This window comes from Arthrobacter sp. NPDC056493, from assembly GCF_042795115.1.
In the GTDB taxonomy this organism is placed as follows: domain Bacteria; phylum Actinomycetota; class Actinomycetes; order Actinomycetales; family Micrococcaceae; genus Arthrobacter.
This window is the reverse complement of record NZ_JBHTSL010000062.1, coordinates 1-24,238: the sequence shown is the minus strand read 5'-3', so window position 1 is coordinate 24,238 and position 24,238 is coordinate 1. Positions and strand designations below refer to the sequence as shown.

Sequence of the window (24,238 nt, the reverse complement as noted above, 5' to 3'; positions counted from 1 at the left end):
TCGTCGGCGCTGATCCGGTGGGAGTACGGCCGGCCGTGGGAGGTGTCAACGGAACCTGCCCACGACCTGGGTGGCCGAGGCGCTCAGCTGGCCGGCGTTGAGCCGAAGTGCTTCGCCAAAGGGCACGAAAGGCAGCGGCACGGTGAGCCGTACGGTGACAGTGACCGCGGAGCCCGCCGCCATGCAGTCGCCGCCGGAGTCACAGCGGATTTCGACGCCGGCGTTCCCGGCGGGATGGCCATAGTCGGCAAGGGCAACCATGGTGGCCTGCTCTGCGGCAGCCCGCCCGGACGATGCATCGTGCTGCGTCACGAAGACCTTGGCCGCCTGGTCCGCGGCTCCCACCACGGCGAAAGAGCCGCCCTGAATCTGGCCAACCGTGATGATGAAATAGACCACGGGCACCATGAGGAGCAGTCCAAGGAACGTGAACTCGACCACCGCGCTCCCCCGCTGCCCGCCGTCGCCCCTTGGCTTTTCCCGGTCGCCTGCGCCATGGGCTCCGAGACTGCCCCGCGCGCCGAGAGCAGTTGAACTCTCGAGACACAGAGCCTCGTGGAGCCTCCGCACAACACGGCTGCTGATGTGCCGCCCGCGGTCAGCCGGTGATCGCAGCATGTCCGGTGACCTCCAGCCCGTCGCGCGGACCGATCAAACCGATGACCGGCAAGGGGGCCCTGACAGTCACTTCCAGCGTCCGCAGCCCTTGAAAAGTGACCTCGCGCGTTTCGATGTCGCGGGCAAAGTCGGCGTTGAGTGCCGTACCGATGAGTTCGCCGGTGCGGCGCCTGGCGTCGTCGGCACCGCGGTCGGCCAGGGTCCCGTACCGGGCGCCGGACGCCGCAGCGTCGATGAGTGTGTTCCGGACGTGCAGGATGAGCGCGAGCTGGATGATGGACACAAAAAACATGGTCAACAGGGCGCCCACGAGCACAAAGTCGACCACGGCAGCGCCGTACTCGCGCCCGGAGGTTTCCGCGCGGGTCCCGTCCACAAGCTACTTTCCGACCGTGTCCATTGCCTGGTTGAACATGGCCTCCAGGGCAGGACCGGCCAATGCCAGCAGCGCAGCAACTAAGACCGCCGACATCAAGGTGATCATGACCCAACCGGGCACATCCCCGCGCTCAGGATGGTCGGAGGCTGGCGCGATCTTCCCTGGGCGCGGTGCCGCGGCAAAGGAGTGACCGATCAGCGCCGCCACTGCGGCGACAAGTGCAAGTCCGTGCCTGGCCATGAATGTCATGTGCTTCCCTTTTCTCCGAGTTGTTTGTTGGGCATGGCCCCTGCCGGCGGTTGCCGGAGCAGCGGCGTCAAAAATTCAGGCTCAGCGCTGCTATTCCGGGGAACACGGCGAACACCACTGTCAGGGGCAGTACGCCGAAGACAAGCGGCACCATCATGGCGATTTCCTTCTTGCCGGCCGACTCCATCAGCTCGCGCTTGGCCGTATCCCGGACGTCCTGGGCCTGGGCCCTCAGGACCTCGGCCAGTGGCGTTCCGCGCTCCACAGCCACGATGATGCCGTCAACAAAGCGGATAAGCGGCCCCAGATCCGTGCGGGCGGAAAACTCCTGCAGCGCCTCCACCAGGGGCTTCCCCGCCCGGGTTTCAGACAGGACCCTGCTGAATTCCTTGGAAAGCTCGCCCCGGGCCGTCCTGCAGACGCGGTCGAGGGCCCCGGTGGCGCTTTCCCCGGCGCCCACGGCGAGCGCAATCATTTCCGCCAGGCTCGGGAACTCGGCCAGCATCCGCGCCTCCCGCCGCTTGATCTGCACGCCCAGCCAGTAATCACGGAAAAGGAATCCGCCGATTCCGCTGCCGACTGAGACCGCCACGGCCAGAACAGGGCTGAACCTCCCGGTCAGCGCTGCCGCCACGATGACGCTGACTGCAGCGATAAACGCGCAGAGTGCCCACAACAGCTGCTGGGCCCGGAAATCCAGGGAAGACTTCTCAATTCGCGCCTGGGCGAGCCTGCGGCTGAGGGCTGTGGAGCCGAGGTTGAACCGGGCCAGTTTGGCGGTGGCTTCCCTGATCAGCGGGCGGAGTATGCGTTCGAGGGGACCAAACGGAGTGAGGACGCGTTCTTCCGCCCGCAGGAGCCTCGATTCAAGGTTTTGGGACCTGAGCTGTGGTTCGATGCGCTCCACGAAACTGACGGACCGCATGAACGGGAGCCTGACGAAGAGGAGCCACAGACCGGCACCGAGGAGTGCACCACAGACGATCGCGGCCGCTGGAGCTGTGGTCATCGCAGCACCCGCTCTTCCTCCGGGAGGGCTCCGATCTTCAGCATGACCGAGTAGCACACCAGCGAGACGACGAGGCCTCCCAACAATACGGCCGCTCCCATGGGGGTGTTGTATGCAGCCACGGCCTCCGGACGGCTGACGAGCAGCAGCATGACAATCCACGGCGCCGCGACGGCCAGCCGGGCAGCGTTGACCGTCCACGACTGCCGTGCTTCGAGCTCACTCCGGGTCCGGGCGCTTTCGCGCAGGAACTCGGCGAGGGTCCCGAGCAGCTTGCCGAGATCGGAGCCGCCCACCTCCCGGGTGAGCCTGAGTGCCTCGATGATCCGGTCGGCTACAGGGTCCGCCAGCCTTTCCTTGAGCCTGTTGAGGGACGCGTCGAACTGGCCGCCGGAACGGTAATCCGAGCCGAAGTCCCGGAACACGTGCCGCAGCTCCTCGGGTCCCTTGTCTCCCAGCTGTATCAGTGCCTCCGGAAGGGACAGCCCTGCCCGGATGGCCGACCGAAGGTGATCGACGACGTCGGGCCACACCCGCCGCAGGACGGCGGTGCGTCGCTTGGCGCGCCACTTCACCACCGCCACCGGAAGCCAGCCAGCGAACAAGCCGAAGCAAAATGAAATCGGCCAGGATCTGCTCACGGCAAAGAAGACCAGTGTCGCAAAAGCGCCAAGGCCGAGGCAGCTGCCGATGAGACCGGCAGCGGTGACCTTTTCAATGCCGGCAGACAGCAGCAGGTCATGGAGACGGCTTGTACGCGGTCCGCGCTTGGGGCGCGCAGGCTGGTCCCAGGCCGACCACCAGATGAGGAACAGACCGGCACCCGTCAGAACCCCTAACAGCGCAGCCATCAGCGCGGATCCAGGAGTGCCGCGACCTCATAGCCGGCCCTCGCGAATTTTTCCTCAGCCGGCATGGTGTTGGCCGTCGGCTCCAGCACGCCGCCGATCATGGAAAAGATCATGGAGGACTCGATGATTCCGTTCTCGACCCGCCTGCCCAGCGAGAGAATCTCCGTCACCTGCCTGCGCCCGTTCGCAAGGCGGCTGCAGTGCACCACCAGATCAATGCACGAGGCCACGGTAGGAACCACAAACGCGCTGGAGATGTTGTCCCCTGCGAGCAGCGGCAGCGTGCACAACTTGGTCACGGCGTCGTGTGCCGAGTTTGCGTGGACGGTGCACATCCCGGGAAGGCCGCTGTTGAGGGCGATCAGCATGTCGAGGCTCTCTGCTTCCCGCACTTCACCTACGACGAGCCGGTCGGGCCGCATCCGGAGGGCTTCCTTGACCAGCCGGCGGAGCGGGATCTCCCCTTCGCCTTCCAAGTTGGGCTGCCGGCATTGCAGGCCGACAACATCGCGCAGCGGAAACTGCAGTTCGAAGATCTCCTCCACCGTAACGACGCGCTCGCGGCTGCCGATGCTGGCTGCGAGGCAGTTCAGCAGCGTGGTCTTTCCCGCCTGCGTGGCTCCTGAGACCAGGATGTTGAGTCCGCTCGCGACGGCGGCGCCCAGGAAGCGCCCGGACTGCGGAGTCAGGGTGCCGAGTTCCACGAGGTGATCCAGCCGGGTTGCCTTCACAACGAACTTGCGGATGTTGACGGCCCAGTGGCGCCTGGTGACGTCCGGAATGACCACGTGCAGGCGGGACCCGTCGGGAAGGGCCGCGTCCACGAAGGGCGATGAGATGTCCAACCGCCGGCCCGAGCTCTTCAGCATGCGCTCAACCAGGTCCCGGACCTGCTGGTCCGTAAGACTCAGTGATGTGAGTTCGGATTCACCGTTCCGCGCAACGTAGATTTCCGTCGGTGCGTTGATCCAGATTTCCTCGATCCCCGGATCATCCAGCAAGGGCTGGAGGGTCCCGAACCCGGCCACAGCATCAAAGACAAACCGCCGTGCTGACTCCAGCGGGCCAAGCGGCGGAAGCGGCCCCATGAGGGCACGCTCGTCGTAGTCGGTAATGGCTGCTTCCACGAGCCGCCTGACCTCGGCAGTCTGATGCAACGGATCGAGACCCCGCCGACGGATCAGCTCCCGGACTTCATCCTCGACAATGCGTACTGCATCCATGAATTCCCCCGAACGACTGCCGCCCCCAGCGGAGGCAGTACATCTGGGTTAAAGCTAGAGGATGCTGTCCCGTGAGCCAAGACACAGACCCCGGGTATGTGGATAAGCCTAGGGCCGACCGGGCAATGGATCCGGTTGGATCGAGCGCGGCTTTCCTGCCCTGGGCGTGCCCAGCATCAACGGGGCCAGCGGCGTACGGAGGACGAGCACGGCGAGAAGCCAAGGTATGACGAGTGACCCCGAAAACACGAGCCAAGGCTCCGCTCCCCACTGCATGAGAACAATCAGTAGAAGTGCATGCGTGAGAACAACCAGGAAACCACACCTGGCCAGCAGGGTTACCCCGGCGGCAAACCGCGGGCCGGCCAGCGGAACGAGAGTCTCGGCAACAAGCACCATCCCGGCGCAGATAGCAATGGCGACAACAACAGTTGTTACAGGAACTCCGAGCTTGGCATTCTTGAGGTCGAAGTACGACGACCAGTCCGCCAGGATCGCGCACACACTTCCCAGGAGCAGAAGACTTCCAATTAGCAACGGCCGCATCAACCGACTCCGGAGTCTCTTGAACACCCGCCCTGCCAAAATAAAGACAACGCAGGTGCAACCGATTCCCGCAGCCAAGGGAATTTTGGCGACCAAATTGCTGTCGGCGTAGGTAACCGCAAGGGCACCCAGCGCAACGGCCCATTGAAGCCACTGCGGGAATCGCTGAATTGCACGAAGAAGAACTACTGCCACAAAGAGCGCCGTGACGAACCAGAACGCCGCAAACGGGCCGGTAAGGCGAGATCCTCCCTGAATGAGCCTGCTGAGCGTGGAGAACCCGACATCATCCAGCTGGGAAATCCACCAGGCCCCGATAACAACCAGCCAAAACAGATATGGAACCAGCAGGGACTTTGCACGGTTCCTGATCTCAGACGTCAATGTCCTGTTTTCTGACCAGAAGTAACCGGACAGAAAGAAGAACAAGGGCACATGCCACGGGTAGAGCGTCTCCCGGGTCAGTGGGCCGGCCCACGCTGTTACATGCCCGGCAACCACTGCGGTTATCCCCAGAACGCGAAGAAAGTCCACAGCGCCGGAACGGCCAGGAATGGGCCGCCTGCCCTCCCCAACTTCCCCCCGTGGATTGGCCTCGTGAGCGCGCCCTTGGTTCGAGACGTGTCCGTAATTTGGCTCCATGGACACTAGGGCGTGCCTGAGGCTGCTACCGGTTCAGCCGCTTCTGCGCCGGCGTAGCCGAAGGGGTTAGCGCTCTGCCAGCGCCAGTGGTCAGCGCACATCTGGGCCAGGTCACGGTGCGCGGACCATCCCAGGTCCGCCAAGGCTGCAGAGGCGTCGGCGTAGCTCACGGCCGCGTCCCCCGGCCGCCGGGGTGCAAACTCATAAGGAACCGGATGCCCGGCCGCGGCGCCGAAGGCGTCGATCACTTCCAGGACGGACGATCCGCGTCCGGTGCCAAGGTTCCAGCGGAACGAGCCAGTCTTCGTCTGCAGGTAGTTAAGCGCGGCCAGGTGGCCGGCCGCGAGATCCATGACATGGATGTAGTCGCGGACCCCCGTGCCGTCGGGTGTGGGGTAATCGTTGCCGAACACCATGACCTTCTCACGGCGACCCACCGCAACCTGGGCAACAAAGGGCAAGAGGTTGTTGGGAATACCGTGTGGGTCTTCGCCGATGCGCCCTGACTCGTGCGCGCCGACGGGGTTGAAGTAGCGCAGGAGCGCGATACTCCACCGCGGGTCGGCGTCGCTCAGGTCCGACAGGATGTCTTCGATCTGCTCTTTGGTCCTACCGTAGGGATTCGTCGCGTCCAGCGGCGACTTCTCGATCAGGGGAACATGCTCCGAAGCCCCGTAGACCGTGGCCGACGAGCTGAAGACCAGCCGCCGAACACCGGCCTTCTCCATGCCCTCCAGAAGGTTGAGCGTGCCCACCACGTTGTTCTTGTAGTACCACAGCGGCTTGGCCACGGACTCGCCGACGGCCTTCAGGCCAGCGAAGTGGATGACGGCTTCAAACCCGCCTTCCGCAAAGACCCGGTCGACAGCCCCGGCGTCGAGCAGGTCGGCCTCGCGGAACTCCACCTTCTTGCCGGTGAGCTCTTCGACGCGGTGCACTGCTTCGATGTTCGAGTTCATGAGATTGTCCAGCACGACGACGTCGTGCCCGTCCTCGAGCAGGCAAAGAACCGTGTGTGATCCGATGTAGCCGGCGCCGCCGGTAACCAAAACCTTCATGGCCATCAGTTTAGGCGGGATGCGGCAACGCCGTTAACTAAGTCACGTCCCCGGCCCGGAGAGTGGGAAGAGGCGCATCGGACGGTGCGGCCAGCATCACATTGGTCACATTGGTCACATGAGCATCTTCAGTGCTAGGATGGGCCGCCTGTACCGCCGCCGGCGTGCTGGGAGTCAAGACGGCGAGGACGTCAGCCATGAGCCGGCTCTCTGCCCGGAATTTGAAGGCTACGGAGTATTACATGCAGTGTTCCCCAAATAACAAAATCTCCGCGGCTCTCACCATCAAGGTGAAGCGCATTGGTCTCCTGGGCGGCACAGCGCTCCTGTCCATGATGCTGTGCCTCGGCGGCGGCCTTCCCGCGCAGGCAGCCCCCACCCCCGCGGATCCGGCAACCCCCCAGACGCCGGCGGACTCCCCGTCGCCCATGCAGACCCCACCGGACGCGCCAGCTGCTGTTCCCTCCCAGTCAGCGGCGCCGGGCCAGAGCCTAAACCCGGCCCAACCGAGCCAAACCGTTCCACAGCAGGACCCCGGCCAGATCGACATGGCTGCCCTGCGCGCCGAGATCGGAAAAGACGGCGCCTACCTCGGGCAGGGCGTCAAGCGCCGGGCCGCGACGTTCGCAAAGCAGTCCACCGCATCGTCCCTGAATGCGATCTCCACCGAAGCGGCCAACACGTGGATGGCACCCGGCGTGCAGGGGTTGGACGTCAGCAGCCACCAGACAGCTGTCAACTGGGCGGCCCAGTACAGCATGGGGGCACGGTTTGCCTATGTGAAAGCCACGGAGGGAACCACATACAAGAACCCCTACTTCGGGGCCCAGTACGGTGGCGCGCTGGACTCTGGCTTGATTCACGGGGCCTACCACTTTGCCCTTCCCGGGGTTTCAACGGCCGCAGCCCAGGCTGACTACTTCGTCAACAACGGCGGCGGCTGGAGCGGCGACGGAAAAACCATGCCCCCGCTTCTCGATATCGAGTACAACCCCTACCCCTCGCTGGGAAACACCTGCTACAACATGAGCCAGGCAGCGATGGTCAACTGGATCGCGGCTTTCTCCAACAGGGTGCTGGCCAGGACCGGGCGCCTGCCGATGATCTACACGACCACCGACTGGTGGACCCAGTGCACCGGCAACTCCGGCGCCTTCAGCCGCCAGCCGCTGCATCTGGCTTCCTATTCCCGCTACGTGGGATCCATGCCCAACGGCTGGGGTACGTACAGTGTCTGGCAGTACAGCGCCACCGGGCCTTTCGCCGGCGACTCCAATGCCTGGAATGGAACGCTTGCCAGCCTGCAAAAGTTTGCCGCGACGGCCGACGGCACCGTGCCCACGCCCTCCATCACATCACTGGGCGACGTGGTGGCGGCGGATTCTTCGGGCATCCTCTGGGATTATCCGGCGACAGGCAGCGGGACGTTCCGCACGCGCAAGCAGATAGGCGTCGGCTGGAGCGGACTGCGGTCCATCAACGCCATCGACTGGAACGCTGACGGCGTTCTTGACCTCGTTGCCCAGTGGAACACGGGACGGGTCAATGTCTATCTGGGAAACGCCGCCGGCGGGTTTGCCGCCGGCCCGGTGCTCGCGGCGTCGGGCTGGGAAAACTACCAACTGACGGTGGGCTACTGGTACAACAGCAGCTACTACCCGCAAATCATCAGCCGTGACGACTCAGGCGTGCTGCGCCTGTGGCAGAACACCTCGGGTGCCGGTGTCAGCGGCGGAACAGCCATCGCCCAGGGCTGGGGCGGGCTCAACCTGACCATGATCGACTTTGACGGTGACGGCAACCAGGACATCCTGGCCCAGAACCCGGCCGGCCAGATGCTGCTCTACCGCACGAACGGCAGCGGGCTCTTCGTCGCCGAGGCCCGCAGGACCATCGGCAGCGGATGGCACAGCATGACAAGCGTCACGGTCACCACGAACTTCAAGGGGGCCGCAACGAACGGCCTCATGGCCCGCAACACCAGCGGACAGCTCTACTACTATCCGGTGCCCGGCAACTCCGCCTGGGGCCCGGTCACCGCCATCGGGACGGGCTGGAACAATTACCTTATCGCCGGCGGAGAAACCATCAACGTCGCCACGGCCACCCCTACGCCGCCGGCCGCGACACCTTCAATCACCTCGGCTTCCGACGTCGTAACCGTTGATGCTGCCGGCAACCTCTACCGACGCAGCTCGGGTGCCGGAACGCTGGGGACCGCTGTCAGGATCGGCACCGGCTTTACCGGGCTGGCGTCCGTCCACGTCACCGACTGGAACACCGACGGCATCCAGGACCTGGCCACACTGAGCACCACCGGCGTACTCGGAATACAAACCGGGCTGGCAGCCGGAGGCTTTGCCGCACGGACCGTTCTCGCCTCGGGTCTGTCCGGAGCCGATGTCACCTTCGGCCCGTGGCTCAAAGCCGCCAAATATCCCGGCGTTGTGGTCCGCCGTGCGGACGGCTCGCTCCAGTTCCACGCGAACCCCTCCGGAGGCGCGCTCGCCCCTGCGACCACCCTCGCCTCCGGCTTCGCGCGGACCGACGTCTCGATGACGGACGCTGACGGCGACGGCAACCAGGACCTGGTCGCAGTTGACTACTTGGGCCGGCTGACGCTGTACCGCTCCGGCGGAACAGGAACGCTGGTTTCCGAAGCCCGCCGGCTCTTGGCGGGCGGGTGGAACACCCTGAACAGCATCAGCGCGGCAAGGGGCTTCGCAGCCGCCGGATCAAACGGGCTTCTGGCCCGCGACCGCTCAGGACAATTGAGCTACTATCCGCTGACGGCCGGCGCCCTCGGTGCGAAGTCGGTGCTGCCCTCCGGCTGGAACGGTCTCCTTATCGGGGGCAGCGGGCTCCTGGTCCCGGGACGGGCCATCACCAGCACTGCAGACATCCTGACCGTTGACGCCGCCGGCGGCCTCTGGAACCGCCCGGCAGGGAACTCCTCTGTTGGCAGCCCCTACCAGATCGGAGTGGGCTGGTCTGGAATGAAGTCCCTGAACGTTGTTGACTGGAACGGCGATGGCGTGGCCGACGTCCTGGTCCAGAGGTCCAACGGCGTGTTGTCCCTGTACCCGGGTTCGGCGTCCGGCGGGTTTTCGGCGCCCTTCACGGTTGCTACCTCGGGCTTCGCCCAGATCAGCCTGGTCACCGGCAAATGGGTCTCCGGATCCCGGTATCCCGGTCTGGTGGGCTATGGCCCCGACGGCGCCCTCTACTACTGGGCAAATGCGGCCGGACGGTCCGTCAGCGCCCCGGTACGCATCGGAGCCGGCTGGTCAGGGCTCAAGCTGGCCATGATCGACTACGACTCCGACGGCAAGCAGGATCTGCTGGCCGTCAACACCGCAGGCGCCATGCGGCTCTACCGCTCCACGGGCGCGAACAGGTTTGTTTCGGAAGCCAGGAAGACCGTCGGCAGCGGCTGGCAGTCGTTCCGTCAGTTTTCCGCCAGCACGGGCTTTGCCGGAGCAACGAGCAAGGGCGTGATGGCCGTCCAGACCGACGGACAGCTGCGCTACTACCCGGTGGCGGCCGGAAGCCGGTGGGGCACCTCCTATATCGCCGGGTCGGTGGGAACGGCGTCCACCGTATCGTCCACCTCCGGCGCCAGCTAAGCAGCGAACGAATACAAAAGGCGGCTTCCCCGAACATCCGGGGAAGCCGCCTTTTCTGTTTAGCTGTGTGTACCGCCGCTACGCCTCAGGCACGCGCTGTCTGGGACGCCACAATCTCCTCCACAGCCTTCTGCCAGGCCAGCACCTGCGACTCGGCGGAGAGCGGACGGGCTGCTGCGTCTGCCGCCCGCTTCCACTCCGAAATCTTCTCCGCCGTCAGCCCGTGCAGGGTGTTCCGCAGCGAGTCCGCCGAGAAATCAGCCGTCACTGCACCCAATCCGTGCTGCTCCACGAGCGCGACCATCGCCGGCGACGGGCCCACAATGAGTCCAATGCGCGCCTGGACGGCCTCGAAGAACTTGTTCGGCAGGGCGTTCTTGAGGTTGAAGTTCGTGGGCGGCAGGAATACGAGGGAAACGTCGTACTCGCTGAGCGTGGCTACCAGCTGGCTGTACGGCACCGGGTCACGGAACCGGATGGCAGGCACCGAAGCGGCCTTCTCCTTGAGCTCGGCAACGTAGTCCGGCTCATTGGGCATCACAATCATGTCCAGCGTCAGCCAGTCGGGCGCATCACGCATGGCGTCTATGAAGTTCTCGAGCTTGCGGTAACGCTGGCCCGCAGCGCTGTGGATGAGGCGGACCGGCGTGCCCACAGTGCGCACCTCACGTTCGGAGTACGGCGCTGCGTTGGTCACCACACCCGCGGCCACCCCGTAGTCCTTCGTGTATTCGTCCGCTATTCCCTGGGATACGGTGGTGACGGATTCGGCCAAGGGCAGATAGCGGCGGCAGAGCCAGCGCATGAACGGTGCCACGAATAGCCTCCACTTGAGGTCATCCTCTTTTTCACGCGGGGCGAATTCGTGCAGGTCGGCGTGGACGCCCAGCCGGGGCTGAAGTTCCATCGCCAGCGGAAGCGTGTTCAGGTCGTTGGCCAGAATAACGTCGAACTCCCCGCGCGGAAGAACGCGGCGTGCAGCCGAAACGGCGGTCAGGCCGTTATAGACGCGCGGATAGCGGCGCGCGATGAGACCCAGCTTGTCGGAAGGCCAGCCGCGGGAATCGGCCGGCAGCGCGAAATGGTTGTCCACGCCGTCCGGCGCGTCACCGTAGCCGCACGTTGAAACGCGGTACTTCCCTTTGAACAGCTCAACCTGCTTGAGGACCCTGGGATCCGAGCGAATAGGTGAAAAGGTCAGGATCAACAGCGAGGGCAGCTCAGTCATATGGTTCATTATCCCAGACAGCCGCGGCCGAAAGTGGCCGTACAGCTCAGCGGAAGGCACTTGAGAGACGGCACGGCTTGGGCTCAGAAGATGCTCCGCAGCACGGGCACCCGGCGGGCGGCGATGGAGACCGCGAAGCTCCCCACCAGGGTGGCGGCATAAGCGAGCCCCATGGCCTTGACCGACATCCCGGCCGCCACGGCCGGAAACTGTAGCCGGATGGCTTCGAAAATGACCAGATGCACGAGGAAGACCCCGAAGGTAGCGTTCGACAGTGCCGTAAGCGGCTTCCCCGATCGCCCTACCCTCAAATTCGAGGCCAGCGACAGTGTCACCACGAATACGCCCAGCGCTGCCAAGGCCACTCCAACCCCAAGGTAGGAGACTGAAACAACGGCATCCAGAAGGCGAATCTCTCCCTTGTTGCCGTAGTGCCACACCGTTCCGGCTATCAGAGCCGCAGTTGCGAGGGCGGTCACTGTGAGCTTAAACCCGGTGAGGCGCACATTTCGCAACGCGTATCCGGCCAGGAAGTAACCCACGTACGGCATCCAGTGCGTCAGGAAGTTGAGGCGGACCGGACTCGATACGCCGAAAAGGCCGAGTACGCCGGGAAGCATGTAAAAGAGCACTGTCGCGGCAAGGAAAGCAGCCGCCGCCTTCGCGGCCCGGGCCTCACCTCCTCCGCGCAGGAATCCGGCGAGCACGGGGGCCACCGCGTACAGCCCGGCGATAAGCCAGAGAAAGTACAGCTGCGTGAACACCGAGCCATCGACCAGCAACTGAAGAGTCCGCCGCGGGGTCAGGTCCTCGCCCCGCATCCAGATGCGCACTCCGATGAGGTACATCAGGTTCCACGCGACGAGCGCGGGAATGAGCCGCGTTGCCCGGCGCCGGTAAAACAGGCCCGGTTGTTCCGCCACCATCCTGGAACCGAGCATGAGCGCCCCGGAAATCATCACAAAGACGGGAACGACCCAGATCCAGCTCACGTCCAGCACTACAGCGATCCACCATGGCCGGCTCTCGCGCGGCGCCCGGCCCAGCATGTAGCCGAATACGTGGATCGCGACCACACCGCAGATGCTCACGACCCGGAGAATGTCCAGGCCGTATTCGCGTGGAGGCGCCGTTTCCGGAGCCGAGGCCGCGGCGTGGGCTGTGCCGGACAGAACCGGCACTACTGTCCTCCGTGCGCCGGTGGGGTCAGGCGCCGGTCAGGTTCCGCTTCCTTGCGCTCAAGGGGCCCGTCAGTGCCGGGCTGCGGGGTCTCGTCCAAGGCAATCCTTCGGGAGAGCTTGGTGAGAGTAGATTCCATGTGCCGGAACCGCTGGTAAGTCGTTGCCATGAAGACCAGGAAACTCACGATGAGGCCATAGAGCACCAGGTCCGTTCCGCGGCCGATGCCAAGCAGTCTGGCCACGCGGGTGAGCAGTTCAGGGAAGAAGATCGAGAGCGCCGCTAGGCAGGCGAAGAGAACCAGCATGATACGGCGGATGGCGAGGTGCCGTGCGTTGGAGCCGCCTCGCATCAGTGCAAGCGAGACAATGATGACGGCAAGGACGAGTGCTACCTGGACAATGATCTGCACAATTTCACCTAAAGAAGAGGTCAGCGACGATATTGACCGAGTTCAGCAACGACTGGCCTTTGGATTTCGAGTAGTCCGTGTAGATGATCTCCACCGGGTGCTCCACCCAGCGCGGATTCATCTCGGCAAGCTGATGGATCAGCTCGGAGGCGTGGGCCATCCGGTTCTGCTGCAGATTGATGTTCCGGGCGACGTTGGGACTGAACGCACGAAGGCCGTTATGGGCGTCCGTCAGGGCCATGCCCGTGGACATCCGGGACTGCACCGCGGCCGTCCGTAGAACCAGCCGCTTCAGCGGTGAGAGTTTAGTGCGGTCATCGAGGAACCGGGACCCGAGGACGACGTCGGCCTCGCCCGAACGGATCCGGTCGGCCATGGCCAGCGCGTCAACGACGCGGTGCTGGCCATCGGCGTCGAAAGTAACGATGCAGTCCAGTTGCCGGTCCTGCAGCGAATACTCGATTCCTGTCTGCAGGGCCGCACCCTGGCCCAGGTTTACCGGGTGCTGGACAACCACGGCGCCGGCCCGGCGGGCGATGTCCTGCGAACCGTCGGTGCTGCCGTCGTCAACGCAAACAACGTGCGGAAATTCCTTCCGCAGCCCCTCGATGACGGTACCGACGACGGACGCTTCGTTGTACATGGGTATGACTATCCAGGTTCGACTCACCCGTCAAGTATTCCACAGGCGACATGCCACGGACTCATCGGCAAGCCTGACGGACGATCACTTCCGCAGTGTCTCCCGGAGTGCATGCAGCATGGCGATAGGGCCGTGAACGAGGCCGGCACCTGTGTTGTTGCGCAGATGCCAAACGGAGCGGTCTGCGGTGAGGTCAGCGGCCACAACAACGTCCGAGCTCCGGAACTTTTCCTGAAGGTCCACACGGCCGGCGAGGGTCCGCGCAAGGCGCCTGGACTCGAGATTGTCCCTCAGAAGCCGTCCGGCAACACCGGCCGGGCCGGGCTTTCCTGCGGCGGCTGACACTAGCGAGGCGAACCGGCTGCCGCGGGGCTTCGCCAGCGGCACCACCGTCAGACGGTCGTCTCCGGCCGTGACGGTTGGCACGCCGTCATACGCGTAGACTGCCGTCCCTGTCATCTGGCCGGCATGCTGACCAACGGCTCCCAAGGCACGGTTCCACAGATCATCAATGACCGCCTGTGGGTGGCTGCTGCGGCCGACGACGATACTTACGTGCAGGGGTTTGGCGGAAGTCATGCCTGGCTCCTTTCTTCGGTGGCCGGCTGCGGATTGCCCGCGCCGCACCCTGCAATTTCCCGCAGCTCGGCGATGACCGGCTCCAGGATCGTACTGCGCAGGAACTGCTGGCCGTAGGCCCAGGCAGCGGCCCAGCGCTTTTCGTCCGGCTCCTGCAAAGCCTGTGCGCAATCACGCAGCGCATTGGATATCCCCTCAGGGGTGAGCTCCTTCGCAGGGAACCACAACGGATAAGCCCGAAGGAGGTCCGTGGCTGCGTTCTCCATGTCGTGCACGGAGACGATCGGCAGTCCGGTGGCCAGGTACTCAGTCGTCTTGCCGCCGGTCACGTATTTGCCGCTGGACAACAGGAGAATCAGGGCATCCATGCTGCCGTAGAACCCGGCAACATCGCGTTTGGAGATCGGCCCGTCGTAGCGGAGTCCGTTCTGGCGCCCGGTTCCAAAGATCTCGAGAATCTCGGCTCCTGCCGCCCCGGAAGCACTCAGCTTCCCGCGGAACACAGCCTCCGCCTGCGGGCTGTCCGGACCGAAGGCGGCGCTCCACCCGTCCAGGAATTCCTGCAGCGGCATATTCACGTACTGCAGCGTGCCGAGGTAACCAAAGCTTGGGCGTTCCGCAGGCTGCACGGCCGGCCTGGCGTGGCCCGGCTGGGGGTCGAAGCCGTTGGCCACCACCCGCATCAGGTGGGCCGACTCGGGGTAGCGGCGGGCGTACTCGTCCCTGATCTGGCTATTGACGAACCAGACCTGCGCGGCCTCGCGGAGATATTCCGCTTCGCGCTGCCCCACCGTGCTGTCCGGGGTGAAGTCTTCGGCCCCGGAGATGGTGTTGAAAGCCCATGCGTCGCGGTAGTCCATGACATACGGAACGCCTTCCAGCGCCCGGGCAACGCCAAATGCCACGTACGGGCTGGCCGACGCCATGACCAGGTCGACTGGCTTTTCCGCATGAATGCGCCGGGCGGCCTCGCTGGCGGGCTTCAGCCACGCCCCGTGGAAGTCCTCGGGGAAGTTCCGCCGGCTGCGGCGGCGCAGGGCGTCCTTCCACAGGTAGGGAGCCTCAATCCTGAACCGCGAGTATCGCCGGAGGTCTCCCTTTGCCGGTTCTTCCGCACCGCCGTCGTTCACTGCGACGATCCGGATGCCTGGGTGGACAGATTCCGCCAGCTTCGCATCGACTCCCGAAATCTGGGACCAGACCTGCGGGTCGACAGTGAGGACCGTGACATCCCAGCCGTCCTCGGCGAACGCATTGGCTACCGCCGTGCAGCGGTAGACCGACGATGCGGTGCTGGGCGGAAAGGCAAACGCGATGTAGAGCAGGTGGGGCTTGTTCATCGGGCGTTCTCCAGGGCTTTGGCGTAGCCTGCCTCGAGCCTGGGCAGCATGACTTCGGCGCTATGGTTCCGGCGCACGTAGGCGGGGCCGCCGAGTTGCCGGGACAGCGCCTGCGGATCTTTTAGCGATTCGAGGACGGCCTGACCGACGTCGGCCCTGGCGACGGACACGGTGGCCAGGTCATCCGGGTATCCGGACACGGGATCGGCGACGACGACCGGAACGCCAATCCCCAAGGCCTCAAGCTCGCTGGTGGCAAGAATTCCGGCAACCTGCCCTACCGCAACATGAGCGCTGGCCAATTCCTGGAGAAACTCACTCTTGGGCATCCTGGGCAACAGCGTGATTCCCAGGCCGGCCGCTTCGGCAGCCCGGTCACCCCAGTCCAGCCCAACAATGTCAACGCCGCTGTGTCCAACCGCGGCAACCACATCCGCCGCCACCTCGAGCAGGCGGTCGCCGCCCTTCGACGCATCCCAGCGCGAGGGGAAGAACACGCGGGGCCTGGCCGCAGGGCACCACTCTGGCAGTTCATCCGGCTCGACCGGAATGGGGAAGTATTCGGCATCTGAACGGACACTTTCAGCCTTGTCACGAAGGTCGGGAGTCATGTACCACACGTGCCCCGCGCCGTCGATGTCGCCTTTCATCACTGCGTGGTGCTGGTCCTGCCAGTAGTTTTCCCGGATGTCTGTCCCGTGAAGGGTGAGCGCGTACGGACGGGAGAATAGTCCGCGTGCCCATTTGGCCCTGCCGCCCATGTTCACGTGCCACAGCTGGGTTCTCGGATAGGCCGCTGCCTGCTCCAGCCGGAACCGGTAATACGCGGCCTTTGTTCCGCCCCTGGTCCAGGGACCCTGGATTATCTTCCAGGGCTTTCCGTGGCTGACCCCTGCCCTCACGATTGTCTTACCGACGTCGGCACAGTCGAACAGCTGGGTAACACGGATTTGGTCGCTCATGCCTTTTATCCTCTCATTGAGACCCGGCGCGGGCGATTCGCGGCGGGTGCGGCCCGTCGCAATAATCCGGCGAACCGTGTGCCCCCTAGCGAGGCAGTGCGGCGTCGCCAGCACAGCCCCGCCAAGCCGTGGCGCGTAGTATTGGAAAGACTCTTCCCCTTCCGTTCTGGAGTGATTCTTGAGACACCTGCGCCGCATCATGCGCGAACTGCTGCCGCTTTTGCCACAGAATGCGCGGAGGTTCCTCCTGCTGTTCGGTGTACTGTCGGCGGTTCTTGCGCTTCTCGACGCAGCCGCCCTTGGCGTGTTTGCCCTCGTCCTTAACCAGATTCTCAAGGGCGGGGAAATGAGCCTGCCCTTGATCGGATCCATGAGTCAGGAGTTTGGGCTGCTGTTGCTCGTCGGATCAGCCATGGTGATGATCCTGAAGTCAGTGCTGAACATCTGGCTGCAATGGGTCTCCACCAGGAAATTCGCCGATTATGAACTCGAGATCGGCACGGTGCTATTCCAGAGCTACATCCGGGCCCCGTGGACAGAGCGCATGAAGCGGTCCACAGCCGAGCTAGTACGGATGATCGATGTTGGTATCGCCAACACGGTCTCCGGCGTGCTGCTTCCAGCCGTCACCCTGCCGGCGATGGCTCTGACTTTTGTCTCCGTCCTGGTCGTTCTTATCGGCGCCTCGTGGCAGACCGCGCTGGCAACCCTCATCTACCTTGGCGCCATTGCCGCTTTCCTCTACCTCTGGTTGTCCAAAAAATCCTATGAAGCCGGCAAGGTGAACCGGGACGCCGCCATGCGGATGTCCACCCTGGTTTCCGAGATGCTTGCGGCCCTGAAGGAGATCACGCTCCGGGACAAGGCGGATGAGGTTGGCGGCATCGTGATGCAAAGCCGTGAAACGGCCGCACGGTCCCGCTCGAATATCCGTTTCATGGGCGCGGTCCCGAAGTTCGTGATCGACATGGCCCTCATTGGCGGCTTCCTCCTCATTGGCACAGTCGGCTACCTGATCGGCGGCATTGAGGCGGCAATGTCATCGGTGGCCATCTTCGGCCTGGCCGGCTTCAAGATGGTTCCCGCACTTACCGCCATGCAATCGCAGATAACCGTGGTGCAGTCCACACTTCCGTACACCGAGACCGTGATGGGCGACATCAAGGATGCCGCCGAATTCCGCAAGCACGCGGAAAAGCTGGGTAAGACTCCTATTCGGCATGAACCGAAAATGCTGGAACTCCATGACGTGGAGTTCACGTATCCGGGCGCCGGCCAGCCTGCCGTCCAGAACATCAACCTGCAGCTGCCCATGGGCTCGTCCATAGGTGTGGTGGGACAGTCGGGCGCCGGCAAATCCACCCTGATCGATATCTTCCTGGGCCTTCTGACACCTTCAGCCGGAACCATGGCCCTCGACGGCGTCCCCCTGGAGGATGTGCTGGCCGACTGGCGGAAGCGCGTAGGCTACGTGCCGCAGGAAGTCGCCATCTTCGACGGCACGGTGGCCCAGAACGTCGCCCTGACCTGGGGCAACGACATCGACGAAGATCGCGTTCGCACCGCCCTGCAGCGCGCCCAACTCCTGGAAACCATCGAGTCCCGCAGGGACGGCATCAACGGCCGGGTCGGCGAACGGGGCCTTGCACTGTCCGGCGGCCAGCGTCAGCGCCTCGGAATCGCCCGTGCGCTGTACATGGATCCGCTCGTGCTGGTGCTGGACGAGGCGACGAGCGCACTCGACACCGCCACAGAGGCGGCTGTGGCCCAGGCCATCAGCGAGCTGCACGGCGAAATCACCGTCATCTCGGTGGCGCACCGCCTGTCGACCATCCGCAACAACGACCAGGTGTGCTTCATGAAGGAAGGCACCATCCTCGCGCAGGGCACCTTCGACGAGGTTGTCCAGGCCAACCCGGACTTTGCCCAGCAGGCAGCCCTTGCCGGACTGCACTCCCCCGCCGGAGCAACCGCAGCCGGCAGTTAGCAGCGCGCCGGCAGCTGCCGGCTGCTCACCGCAGCCGGCAGCTAAACGTTCCCGGCCGCGATTCCCGCATACAGCTCCGTCAGGCGCGGCACAAAGGCCGCCGCGTCATAACGGGGCAGCGCCCATTCCCGTCCGCCCAGCCGCTTGGTGACCGCAACAGGATCATCCAGAGCCGCCACGACCTGCTCCACCACGTCCTCATCGGTTCCCTCGATCACGGGCGGCGTGGTCCCGTCGTCGGGCCGTGGAAGCCGGGACCCCAGGGCGGCGAGCGGGGCACCCATGCAGAGGGCCTCGAACTCGCTGGTGGCGAAGTTGTTGGTGGCCTGGCCAATGGTCACGTGCGCCTGCGACATGATCTTGTGGAAGTCATCCTGCGGCATCCGTTCCAGCAGGGTCACCCCGTTCCGGCGCGCGGCTTCGGCGCCAGGCCCCCAGTTGAGGCCGAGGATTTCTGCGCGGCTTCCGACGGCGGCGCTGAGCTTTCGCGCCAGCTCCAGCTGCCGCTCCACGCCCTTGTCGTCATCCCACCGCGAGACGAAAAGAACGGAGGGGCGCCCGCCAGGGTGCCACGAGGGCAGCGCCGCGGCATCCACGAGGGCAGGAAGGAACTCGGCATCGGGCCGGGCGCGCAGGGCGTTCTCCGCGGTGTCGTTGTTGGCGAAGAAAACGTGGGCGGCCCCGTCGATCGCCTGCTGGATCTCGCCGTGGAACTGCGGATCGACCCATTGCTTGCGGATATCGGTCCCGTGAAGGGTGAGCGCGTACGGCCTGCGCGGCATGCCGCGCTCCCGGAGGAGCCGTGCGCTCGTTCCGTAGTGGACATGCACAACCTCGGCCGCGCGGAGCCGGAGCGCCCGGCGCGCGACGAAGGGAACGAACCGCGCCCGGGCAAGGACCGGGTTCTTCGGGGCAGCGGTCATCGGCCGGACCTGCTCCGGCGGCATGTAGGCCCATTCGATGCCGGCCCTCGCCGCGGCCCGCACCATGTTGCGGGCCACGAAGGCACAGTCGTTGAACTGCAGAACCCTGGGTTCGGACCTCAAGAATTTCCCCTCGCCTGACTCGTTGGCTGGTCGGTTTTCAGGCACGTGCCAGCGCCGCCGTGTAGGCACGGTCGAACAGCTCACCCACGGCCTCGGGTGAGAATCTGTTCCGGATGGGGCGTGCAATGTCCTCTGCGGACACGTCTTTGAACGCGTCCCGCGCCTCCAGCACGGCCCGTCCCAGCGACTCCGGTGTCACGTCCTCCACCAGCCTGCTGTTTGAGGCGTCGGCGTAGTCGCTGAAGCCTCCCACCCGGGTTGCAACGACGGCGCGCCCGGCAGCAAGGGCCTCGGCTGCCGACGTGAAGAAGTTTTCCTGCGCCGTCGGGAGGAAGAAGAGATCGGCGGCCGACAGGTGCCGGGCCACCTCGGCAGGCCGGACCGATCCAGCCAGCGTCACGTGGTCAGCCAGGCCGAGCTCCGCAATACGGGATTCGACCGCGGCCCGCAGCGGCCCGTCCCCCACCCAGGTCAGGTGGGCCTCGGTGCCGTGGTCCCCGAGCCAGGCGATCGTGTCCACCGCTTCCAGCGGACGCTTCCTGGCAACCAGTCCCCCGACAGCAGCCAGCCGGAGCGGATTCCCAAATGATGCGGGGACGACGGCGTCCGGCCCCTTCACCACGCACGGCACCACCGTCGCGGCTCCCGGCCGGGCAAAGCGCTGCATCTCCGCGGTCAGCTGTCCGGTAACGCCGGTGACCACATGGGGCAGCCGCAGGACCGCCCGGACTCCGGCCAGCTTTTCCCACAGGGGTGAAACACTCCCAGGGTTGACCACGCCGTTCCAGTGTTCCGTGTGCACCCAGGCCCGTCCCCGGCCGGCAAAGGTCCGGGCAGCCCATGGCAGCATGGTGACCAGGATGGAGGAGAACGCCATGGTGTGGACGGCGTCCGCCCAGGCCATTTCCTGCGCCAGCATCCGTGCCGACTGCACGAGGGTGAAGGGGCGCCCGGGATCGGCGGCAATGCGCCGCACCGGCGTTCCCTCCCACAGTCCGGATGCCTTCCCGGGCATGCCGAGCGCGCGTCCGAGCCTCACATGAACCACCCGCACCTCGTGTCCCCTGCCACGGATGGCTTCCACGTGTTCGGCGTTGAAGGGCGCCTCGGTGGGGTTTTCGTCATGGGGATACCACGTGGCAACTACCAGGATCTTCATGTGTTCCTTTGGCTGTCTGGGAATTATGCGGGGGCCTATACGAGGGCTGAGGCGCTCATGAACCGGAAGGGGGCTTCCGGGTGCAGCACCCTGGTGACGTCGCGGGGCACCCACGTCTGCGGGCTGACAAAGCGGCGCCGGGCCTGGGCCAGCGACTTCATTACGTCCACGTCCGCTTCCTCGCGCGCTACGGCGTCCAGCAGTTTTCGGTCCGCCAGCGAGAGCGGGCGGGCAGCGTGCGGCGCCCGGAACAGCAGCTTCCGCAGCTCCTGGGCCATCTCCCGTGCATCGTCCCTGTCCCAGGTTCCTGCCTCGGCGCGCAGCAGGACATGCCCAAAGACGTGCACGCGGATGATTTTCGTGACGATCGCTTCCCTGGCGCGCTGCGGAAGCTCCGCAAACCACTCGGACAGCACCAGGTCGGTGGCGAAGGCCAGGTCCTCTGTGACCGGGCGCGGAGTGTGGGTCACCCGGACGGCTGCATCGGCGTGCACCAGGTAGCGGGGCAGGCCCCTGCCGTAGCTGATTTTCGCGCCGGAGAACCACAGCTTCGCGGAAAAGGACTGGTCCTCCCCCGTGGCGTAGGTCGGCGGGAACGTGAGGCCGAGCCCCCGCACCAGTGAGAGCCGCATGAGGCCCAGCGGCGCGGTCCTGTAGGTAAGGCGGTCCGCCACCGGGTCCAGGTGGCCGCGCCGGGTACGCCGGACCACGGGGGTGCGGATTGCCCCGCCGCCGGCATGGGCCATTGGGGCGATCAGAACGTCGGATCCGTCGCGTTCCGCGGCCTCCACCCACTGCGCCAGGGCGCCGGGCTCAACGGAGTCATCGCTGCCCATGATGGCCACCCAGGTGCCGCTTGCTTCGGCAATACCGTGGTTGAAGGGACCTGCCGGGCTCTTGATGCCGTCCACGTAGTGCAGGAAGCGGACAAGTCCCCGGTGCTCGGGAGCCACGCGGTTCCGGATCGGCTCCACGTCCGTGTTGTGGCAGACCACGGTGATCCGCAGGCGCCGCGGCGCTCCGGCCTGCGCGGCCAGACCGCCCTCCAGCAGGGACGCTACAGCGCGCCCCACCGGCCGGTCCGGGGTGTGCACGGCAATCACCACGTCGAGCAGCACGGAGTCCTGTGTTTCGTTGTCCACCCAGTAAGGTTATCGCGGGTCCAATGAAACCTTGCCGAGGAGCACGCACACCCCCATGAGCCAGAGCATCGAAGTGGTCATTCCCGTCCATGATGTAGAACGACCCTTCAAACGCGCTGTCGGCTCCGCCCTGGCACAGCGCGCGGAGCTGTCCCGGCTGGGTATTGAGCTCCGGGTGACGGTGGTCCTGCACAACCTCGGCGCCGACGCCGGGATGGTCAGCGCGGGGTCTGAATCCGGCGCCGGGTCAGCAGCCAGCTCTGAGTTCGACGGCGTCACCTGGCTGACGTGCGACGACGGCGTCAGGTCCCCCGCCGGACCCCGCAACCGTGCGCTGGACGCAAGCACGGCAACGTATCTGAGCTTCGTTGACTCGGATGACCATCTGGAACCCGGGTCACTGGCCGCCTGGTGGAAGGCCGCCCAGCCGGCCGGGGCCTCCGTAGTCATCGCTCCCCTGCGCACGCCGGAGGGAACCATCCTGCCGGCCCCCCGCATTCGGCCCTCGAAGCCGGCCGTCCTGGATCCCCTCAAGGACGGGCTGGCATACAGGAGCGTGCCATACGGACTGCTCCGGCGCTCCGTCCTCACCGACATCGGCTTCCGGTACGCAGAAGGGCTGCGGACCGGCGAGGACATCGAGGCAGCCCTGAAGCTATGGTTCCGCTCAGGCCCCGTCTGCTACCCCTACGGCACCCCCGCCTATCACCAGACCGACGATTCCGGCGCCGGCCGCGTCACCAGTTCCCTCAGCAACCTGGCGGACGAATTCACGTGGCTGGAACGGCTGCTGGCGACCGATTGGCTGCAGCAAGCCCCACTGGCTGAGCGGCGCGCCGTGGCACTGAAGGTCCTGCGCGTCCACGGTATCGGCGCGCTGCTCCGCCGCGCCGGCGCCTCCGGCGTCCCGGACGATGCCCTGTGGAACGAGGCGGAGCGTGCGTACTGGGCGAATATGTCCTCGCGGCTGTACGCCTTTGCCGGCGGCAGCCTGCCCGAGCTGAGCCGCCGGGACGCGGAACTGACCCAGGCAGCCGCCGCAGCGGCCGATCTTCAGTCGCTGCGCACCGCCGTCGAACGCCACCGGACCGCCGGCCGTCTGGGCGACCTCGTCCCGGCCAGCCCCGCGGCGATCCTGTCGCGGGACTCAGTGCTGCGGCACTACCTGACGGAACGGCTGCGCGCCCGGGCCGGCGTCTTTACCCGGTCCTGACGGTACGCAGGCCGCCCGGGCGGAAATCTGCGCTGCCTGCAACTAAACTGGAACCCATGCGAATTCTCAGCGTCGTTGGCGCACGTCCCCAGTTTGTGAAACTTGCGCCGATTGCGGCAGCCATGGAGGGCCAGGCCGAACACCTGATCGCCCACACGGGCCAGCACTATGACGAGCTCATGAGCGATGTGTTCTTCCGCGACCTCGGCATCCCCGCACCGGACTTCAACCTTGGCGTTGGCTCAGGAAAGCACGGTGCCCAAACCGGTGCCATGCTGCACGGACTCGAGGAAATCCTGGAACAGTCTGCCCCGGATTGCGTCCTCGTCTACGGTGACACCAACTCCACCCTCGCCGCGGCCATCGCCGCGATCAAGATGCACATCCCCGTCGCGCACCTCGAGGCAGGACTGCGGTCCTTCAACCGCCGGATGCCCGAGGAGCACAACCGCGTCCTGACCGACCACAGCGCGGACCTCCTGCTGGCCCCCACCGAAGTGGCCGTCAAGCACCTCGCCACCGAAGGCCTCGCCGAGAGGACCGTCCTGGTGGGCGACGTCATGACCGACGTCCTCTTCAAGGTCCGTGACCTGCTCGACGGCGGTGACCAGCCCCTGCCTGTCGACGCGGCTCCGGGCGAATATTACGTCTGCACCATCCACCGGCCGGACAACACCGACTCCCCGGAACGCCTGGCCGCCATCATCGGGTCCCTGGCCAGCCTGGCGAAGCCGGTCTTCCTGCTGGCCCATCCCCGGCTCGTCAACCTTGCGGCCAAGCACGGCATCGAGCTGGAGCAGGGAGCGGTGCGCGTTGCGTCGCCGCTCGCCTACCCGCAACTGGTCCACGCCGTCCGGAACAGCGCCGGCGTCATCACCGACTCCGGCGGACTGCAGAAGGAAGCCTTCCTGCTCCGCACCCCGTGCACGACGATCCGCCCCGAAACCGAATGGGTGGAAACCGTGGAACTCGGCTGGAACGTGCTGGTGAGCAAGGACCTGAGCATCCTGGCCGACACGGTGCAGCGCCCGGCACCGGCTGCGACGGATGCCACGCCCTACGGCGACGGCCACGCCGCCGAACGCACTGTGGCAGCGCTGATCCAAACCTTCGGAAGCTGACACCACAGACCGCCTAAAATCAAGAC

At 65.3% G+C, this 24,238-nt stretch carries 22 protein-coding genes; 4 read left to right on the top strand and 18 right to left on the bottom strand.

The window, feature by feature from the left end:
• Positions 1-45: 45 nt before the first annotated feature.
• The 8 genes from ACFQ50_RS20160 to galE form a co-directional block, all read right to left on the bottom strand.
• Positions 46-441 carry a hypothetical protein gene (locus ACFQ50_RS20160; RefSeq protein WP_377997404.1) on the bottom strand — a complete coding sequence of 132 codons (396 nt, stop codon included), beginning with the start codon at positions 439-441 and terminating at the stop codon, positions 46-48.
• 157 nt (positions 442-598) lie between these two features.
• Positions 599-994: a TadE family protein gene (locus tag ACFQ50_RS20155; protein WP_377997403.1), complete on the bottom strand. Its 396-nt coding sequence runs from the start codon at positions 992-994 to the stop codon at positions 599-601.
• 3 nt (positions 995-997) lie between these two features.
• Positions 998-1,246: a hypothetical protein gene (locus ACFQ50_RS20150; protein WP_377997402.1), complete on the bottom strand. Its 249-nt coding sequence runs from the start codon at positions 1,244-1,246 to the stop codon at positions 998-1,000.
• A 67-nt stretch (positions 1,247-1,313) separates the two neighbouring features.
• A complete protein-coding gene (locus ACFQ50_RS20145; RefSeq protein WP_377997401.1) occupies positions 1,314-2,255 on the bottom strand; it encodes a type II secretion system F family protein in 942 nt (313 codons plus the stop codon).
• A complete protein-coding gene (locus ACFQ50_RS20140; protein ID WP_377997400.1) occupies positions 2,252-3,106 on the bottom strand; it encodes a type II secretion system F family protein in 855 nt (284 codons plus the stop codon). Before ACFQ50_RS20140 ends, ACFQ50_RS20145 begins: the two co-directional genes overlap by 4 nt.
• On the bottom strand, positions 3,106-4,329 hold the full coding sequence (locus ACFQ50_RS20135; protein WP_377997399.1) for a CpaF family protein: 1,224 nt from the start codon (positions 4,327-4,329) through the stop codon (positions 3,106-3,108). Before ACFQ50_RS20135 ends, ACFQ50_RS20140 begins: the two co-directional genes overlap by 1 nt.
• 108 nt (positions 4,330-4,437) lie before the next feature.
• Positions 4,438-5,517, bottom strand: a complete 1,080-nt coding sequence (locus tag ACFQ50_RS20130; RefSeq protein WP_377997398.1) for an acyltransferase family protein — start codon at positions 5,515-5,517, stop codon at positions 4,438-4,440.
• Between the two features lie 5 nt (positions 5,518-5,522).
• On the bottom strand, positions 5,523-6,575 hold the full coding sequence (gene galE, locus ACFQ50_RS20125; protein ID WP_377997397.1) for a UDP-glucose 4-epimerase GalE: 1,053 nt from the start codon (positions 6,573-6,575) through the stop codon (positions 5,523-5,525).
• 242 nt (positions 6,576-6,817) lie between these two features.
• Here galE and ACFQ50_RS20120 point away from each other — a divergent pair, with 242 nt between their 5' ends.
• Positions 6,818-10,201 (top strand): GH25 family lysozyme, encoded by a 3,384-nt coding sequence (locus ACFQ50_RS20120; RefSeq protein ID WP_377997396.1) that lies wholly within the window; start codon positions 6,818-6,820, stop codon positions 10,199-10,201.
• Positions 10,202-10,286: 85 nt separating this feature from the next.
• Here ACFQ50_RS20120 and ACFQ50_RS20115 read toward each other — a convergent pair whose 3' ends face one another.
• The 7 genes from ACFQ50_RS20115 to ACFQ50_RS20085 all read right to left on the bottom strand — a co-directional run bounded on the left by ACFQ50_RS20115 (position 10,287) and on the right by ACFQ50_RS20085 (position 16,544).
• Positions 10,287-11,429 carry a glycosyltransferase gene (locus ACFQ50_RS20115; RefSeq protein ID WP_377997395.1) on the bottom strand — a complete coding sequence of 381 codons (1,143 nt, stop codon included), beginning with the start codon at positions 11,427-11,429 and terminating at the stop codon, positions 10,287-10,289.
• An 83-nt stretch (positions 11,430-11,512) separates the two neighbouring features.
• The gene (locus ACFQ50_RS20110) at positions 11,513-12,610 is read right to left on the bottom strand and encodes an acyltransferase (RefSeq protein ID WP_377997394.1); all 1,098 of its coding nucleotides are present in this window, start codon (positions 12,608-12,610) and stop codon (positions 11,513-11,515) included.
• Positions 12,610-13,020 carry a DUF2304 domain-containing protein gene (locus ACFQ50_RS20105; RefSeq protein WP_377997393.1) on the bottom strand — a complete coding sequence of 137 codons (411 nt, stop codon included), beginning with the start codon at positions 13,018-13,020 and terminating at the stop codon, positions 12,610-12,612. The genes ACFQ50_RS20110 and ACFQ50_RS20105 overlap by 1 nt, the downstream gene beginning before the upstream one ends.
• 4 nt (positions 13,021-13,024) lie before the next feature.
• Positions 13,025-13,663: a glycosyltransferase family 2 protein gene (locus ACFQ50_RS20100; RefSeq protein ID WP_377997392.1), complete on the bottom strand. Its 639-nt coding sequence runs from the start codon at positions 13,661-13,663 to the stop codon at positions 13,025-13,027.
• A gap of 84 nt (positions 13,664-13,747) precedes the next feature.
• Positions 13,748-14,242 carry a hypothetical protein gene (locus ACFQ50_RS20095; protein WP_377997391.1) on the bottom strand — a complete coding sequence of 165 codons (495 nt, stop codon included), beginning with the start codon at positions 14,240-14,242 and terminating at the stop codon, positions 13,748-13,750.
• A complete protein-coding gene (locus tag ACFQ50_RS20090; RefSeq protein ID WP_377997390.1) occupies positions 14,239-15,582 on the bottom strand; it encodes a glycosyltransferase in 1,344 nt (447 codons plus the stop codon). The genes ACFQ50_RS20095 and ACFQ50_RS20090 overlap by 4 nt, the downstream gene beginning before the upstream one ends.
• Positions 15,579-16,544: a hypothetical protein gene (locus ACFQ50_RS20085; protein ID WP_377997389.1), complete on the bottom strand. Its 966-nt coding sequence runs from the start codon at positions 16,542-16,544 to the stop codon at positions 15,579-15,581. Before ACFQ50_RS20085 ends, ACFQ50_RS20090 begins: the two co-directional genes overlap by 4 nt.
• Positions 16,545-16,722: 178 nt before the next feature.
• Here ACFQ50_RS20085 and ACFQ50_RS20080 point away from each other — a divergent pair, with 178 nt between their 5' ends.
• Positions 16,723-18,531: an ABC transporter ATP-binding protein gene (locus tag ACFQ50_RS20080; protein WP_377997388.1), complete on the top strand. Its 1,809-nt coding sequence runs from the start codon at positions 16,723-16,725 to the stop codon at positions 18,529-18,531.
• 41 nt (positions 18,532-18,572) lie between these two features.
• Here ACFQ50_RS20080 and ACFQ50_RS20075 read toward each other — a convergent pair whose 3' ends face one another.
• From ACFQ50_RS20075 to ACFQ50_RS20065, 3 genes are read right to left on the bottom strand one after another with little or no spacing between them, the layout of a single operon-like run.
• A complete protein-coding gene (locus ACFQ50_RS20075; RefSeq protein ID WP_377997387.1) occupies positions 18,573-19,577 on the bottom strand; it encodes a hypothetical protein in 1,005 nt (334 codons plus the stop codon).
• Between the two features lie 37 nt (positions 19,578-19,614).
• Entirely contained in the window at positions 19,615-20,736 is a 1,122-nt protein-coding gene (locus ACFQ50_RS20070; protein WP_377997386.1) for a glycosyltransferase, read from the bottom strand.
• A 35-nt stretch (positions 20,737-20,771) separates the two neighbouring features.
• Complete coding sequence (locus ACFQ50_RS20065) at positions 20,772-21,878, bottom strand: glycosyltransferase (protein ID WP_377997385.1); 1,107 nt, start codon at positions 21,876-21,878, stop codon at positions 20,772-20,774.
• A gap of 55 nt (positions 21,879-21,933) precedes the next feature.
• On the opposite strand from ACFQ50_RS20065, the gene ACFQ50_RS20060 reads away from it, so the two are divergent.
• Together ACFQ50_RS20060 and wecB are read left to right on the top strand one after the other, a co-directional pair.
• Positions 21,934-23,091, top strand: a complete 1,158-nt coding sequence (locus ACFQ50_RS20060; RefSeq protein ID WP_377997384.1) for a glycosyltransferase — start codon at positions 21,934-21,936, stop codon at positions 23,089-23,091.
• A 56-nt stretch (positions 23,092-23,147) separates the two neighbouring features.
• Positions 23,148-24,212: a non-hydrolyzing UDP-N-acetylglucosamine 2-epimerase gene (gene wecB / locus ACFQ50_RS20055; RefSeq protein WP_377997383.1), complete on the top strand. Its 1,065-nt coding sequence runs from the start codon at positions 23,148-23,150 to the stop codon at positions 24,210-24,212.
• Positions 24,213-24,238 lie beyond the last annotated feature (26 nt).

Bases quoted from the DNA above. Each gene is read 5' to 3' on its own strand.
- ACFQ50_RS20150 (WP_377997402.1), bottom strand. From the start codon at position 1,246: ATGACATTCATGGCCAGGCACGGACTTGCACTTGTCGCCGCAGTGGCG.
- ACFQ50_RS20145 (WP_377997401.1), bottom strand. From the start codon at position 2,255: ATGACCACAGCTCCAGCGGCCGCGATCGTCTGTGGTGCACTCCTCGGT.
- ACFQ50_RS20140 (WP_377997400.1), bottom strand. From the start codon at position 3,106: ATGGCTGCGCTGTTAGGGGTTCTGACGGGTGCCGGTCTGTTCCTCATC.
- ACFQ50_RS20135 (WP_377997399.1), bottom strand. From the start codon at position 4,329: ATGGATGCAGTACGCATTGTCGAGGATGAAGTCCGGGAGCTGATCCGT.
- ACFQ50_RS20130 (WP_377997398.1), bottom strand. From the start codon at position 5,517: ATGGAGCCAAATTACGGACACGTCTCGAACCAAGGGCGCGCTCACGAG.
- galE (WP_377997397.1), bottom strand. From the start codon at position 6,575: ATGAAGGTTTTGGTTACCGGCGGCGCCGGCTACATCGGATCACACACG.
- ACFQ50_RS20120 (WP_377997396.1), top strand. From the start codon at position 6,818: ATGCAGTGTTCCCCAAATAACAAAATCTCCGCGGCTCTCACCATCAAG.
- ACFQ50_RS20115 (WP_377997395.1), bottom strand. From the start codon at position 11,429: ATGACTGAGCTGCCCTCGCTGTTGATCCTGACCTTTTCACCTATTCGC.
- ACFQ50_RS20100 (WP_377997392.1), bottom strand. From the start codon at position 13,663: ATGTACAACGAAGCGTCCGTCGTCGGTACCGTCATCGAGGGGCTGCGG.
- ACFQ50_RS20095 (WP_377997391.1), bottom strand. From the start codon at position 14,242: ATGACTTCCGCCAAACCCCTGCACGTAAGTATCGTCGTCGGCCGCAGC.
- ACFQ50_RS20090 (WP_377997390.1), bottom strand. From the start codon at position 15,582: ATGAACAAGCCCCACCTGCTCTACATCGCGTTTGCCTTTCCGCCCAGC.
- ACFQ50_RS20085 (WP_377997389.1), bottom strand. From the start codon at position 16,544: ATGAGCGACCAAATCCGTGTTACCCAGCTGTTCGACTGTGCCGACGTC.
- ACFQ50_RS20070 (WP_377997386.1), bottom strand. From the start codon at position 20,736: ATGAAGATCCTGGTAGTTGCCACGTGGTATCCCCATGACGAAAACCCC.
- ACFQ50_RS20060 (WP_377997384.1), top strand. From the start codon at position 21,934: ATGAGCCAGAGCATCGAAGTGGTCATTCCCGTCCATGATGTAGAACGA.
- wecB (WP_377997383.1), top strand. From the start codon at position 23,148: ATGCGAATTCTCAGCGTCGTTGGCGCACGTCCCCAGTTTGTGAAACTT.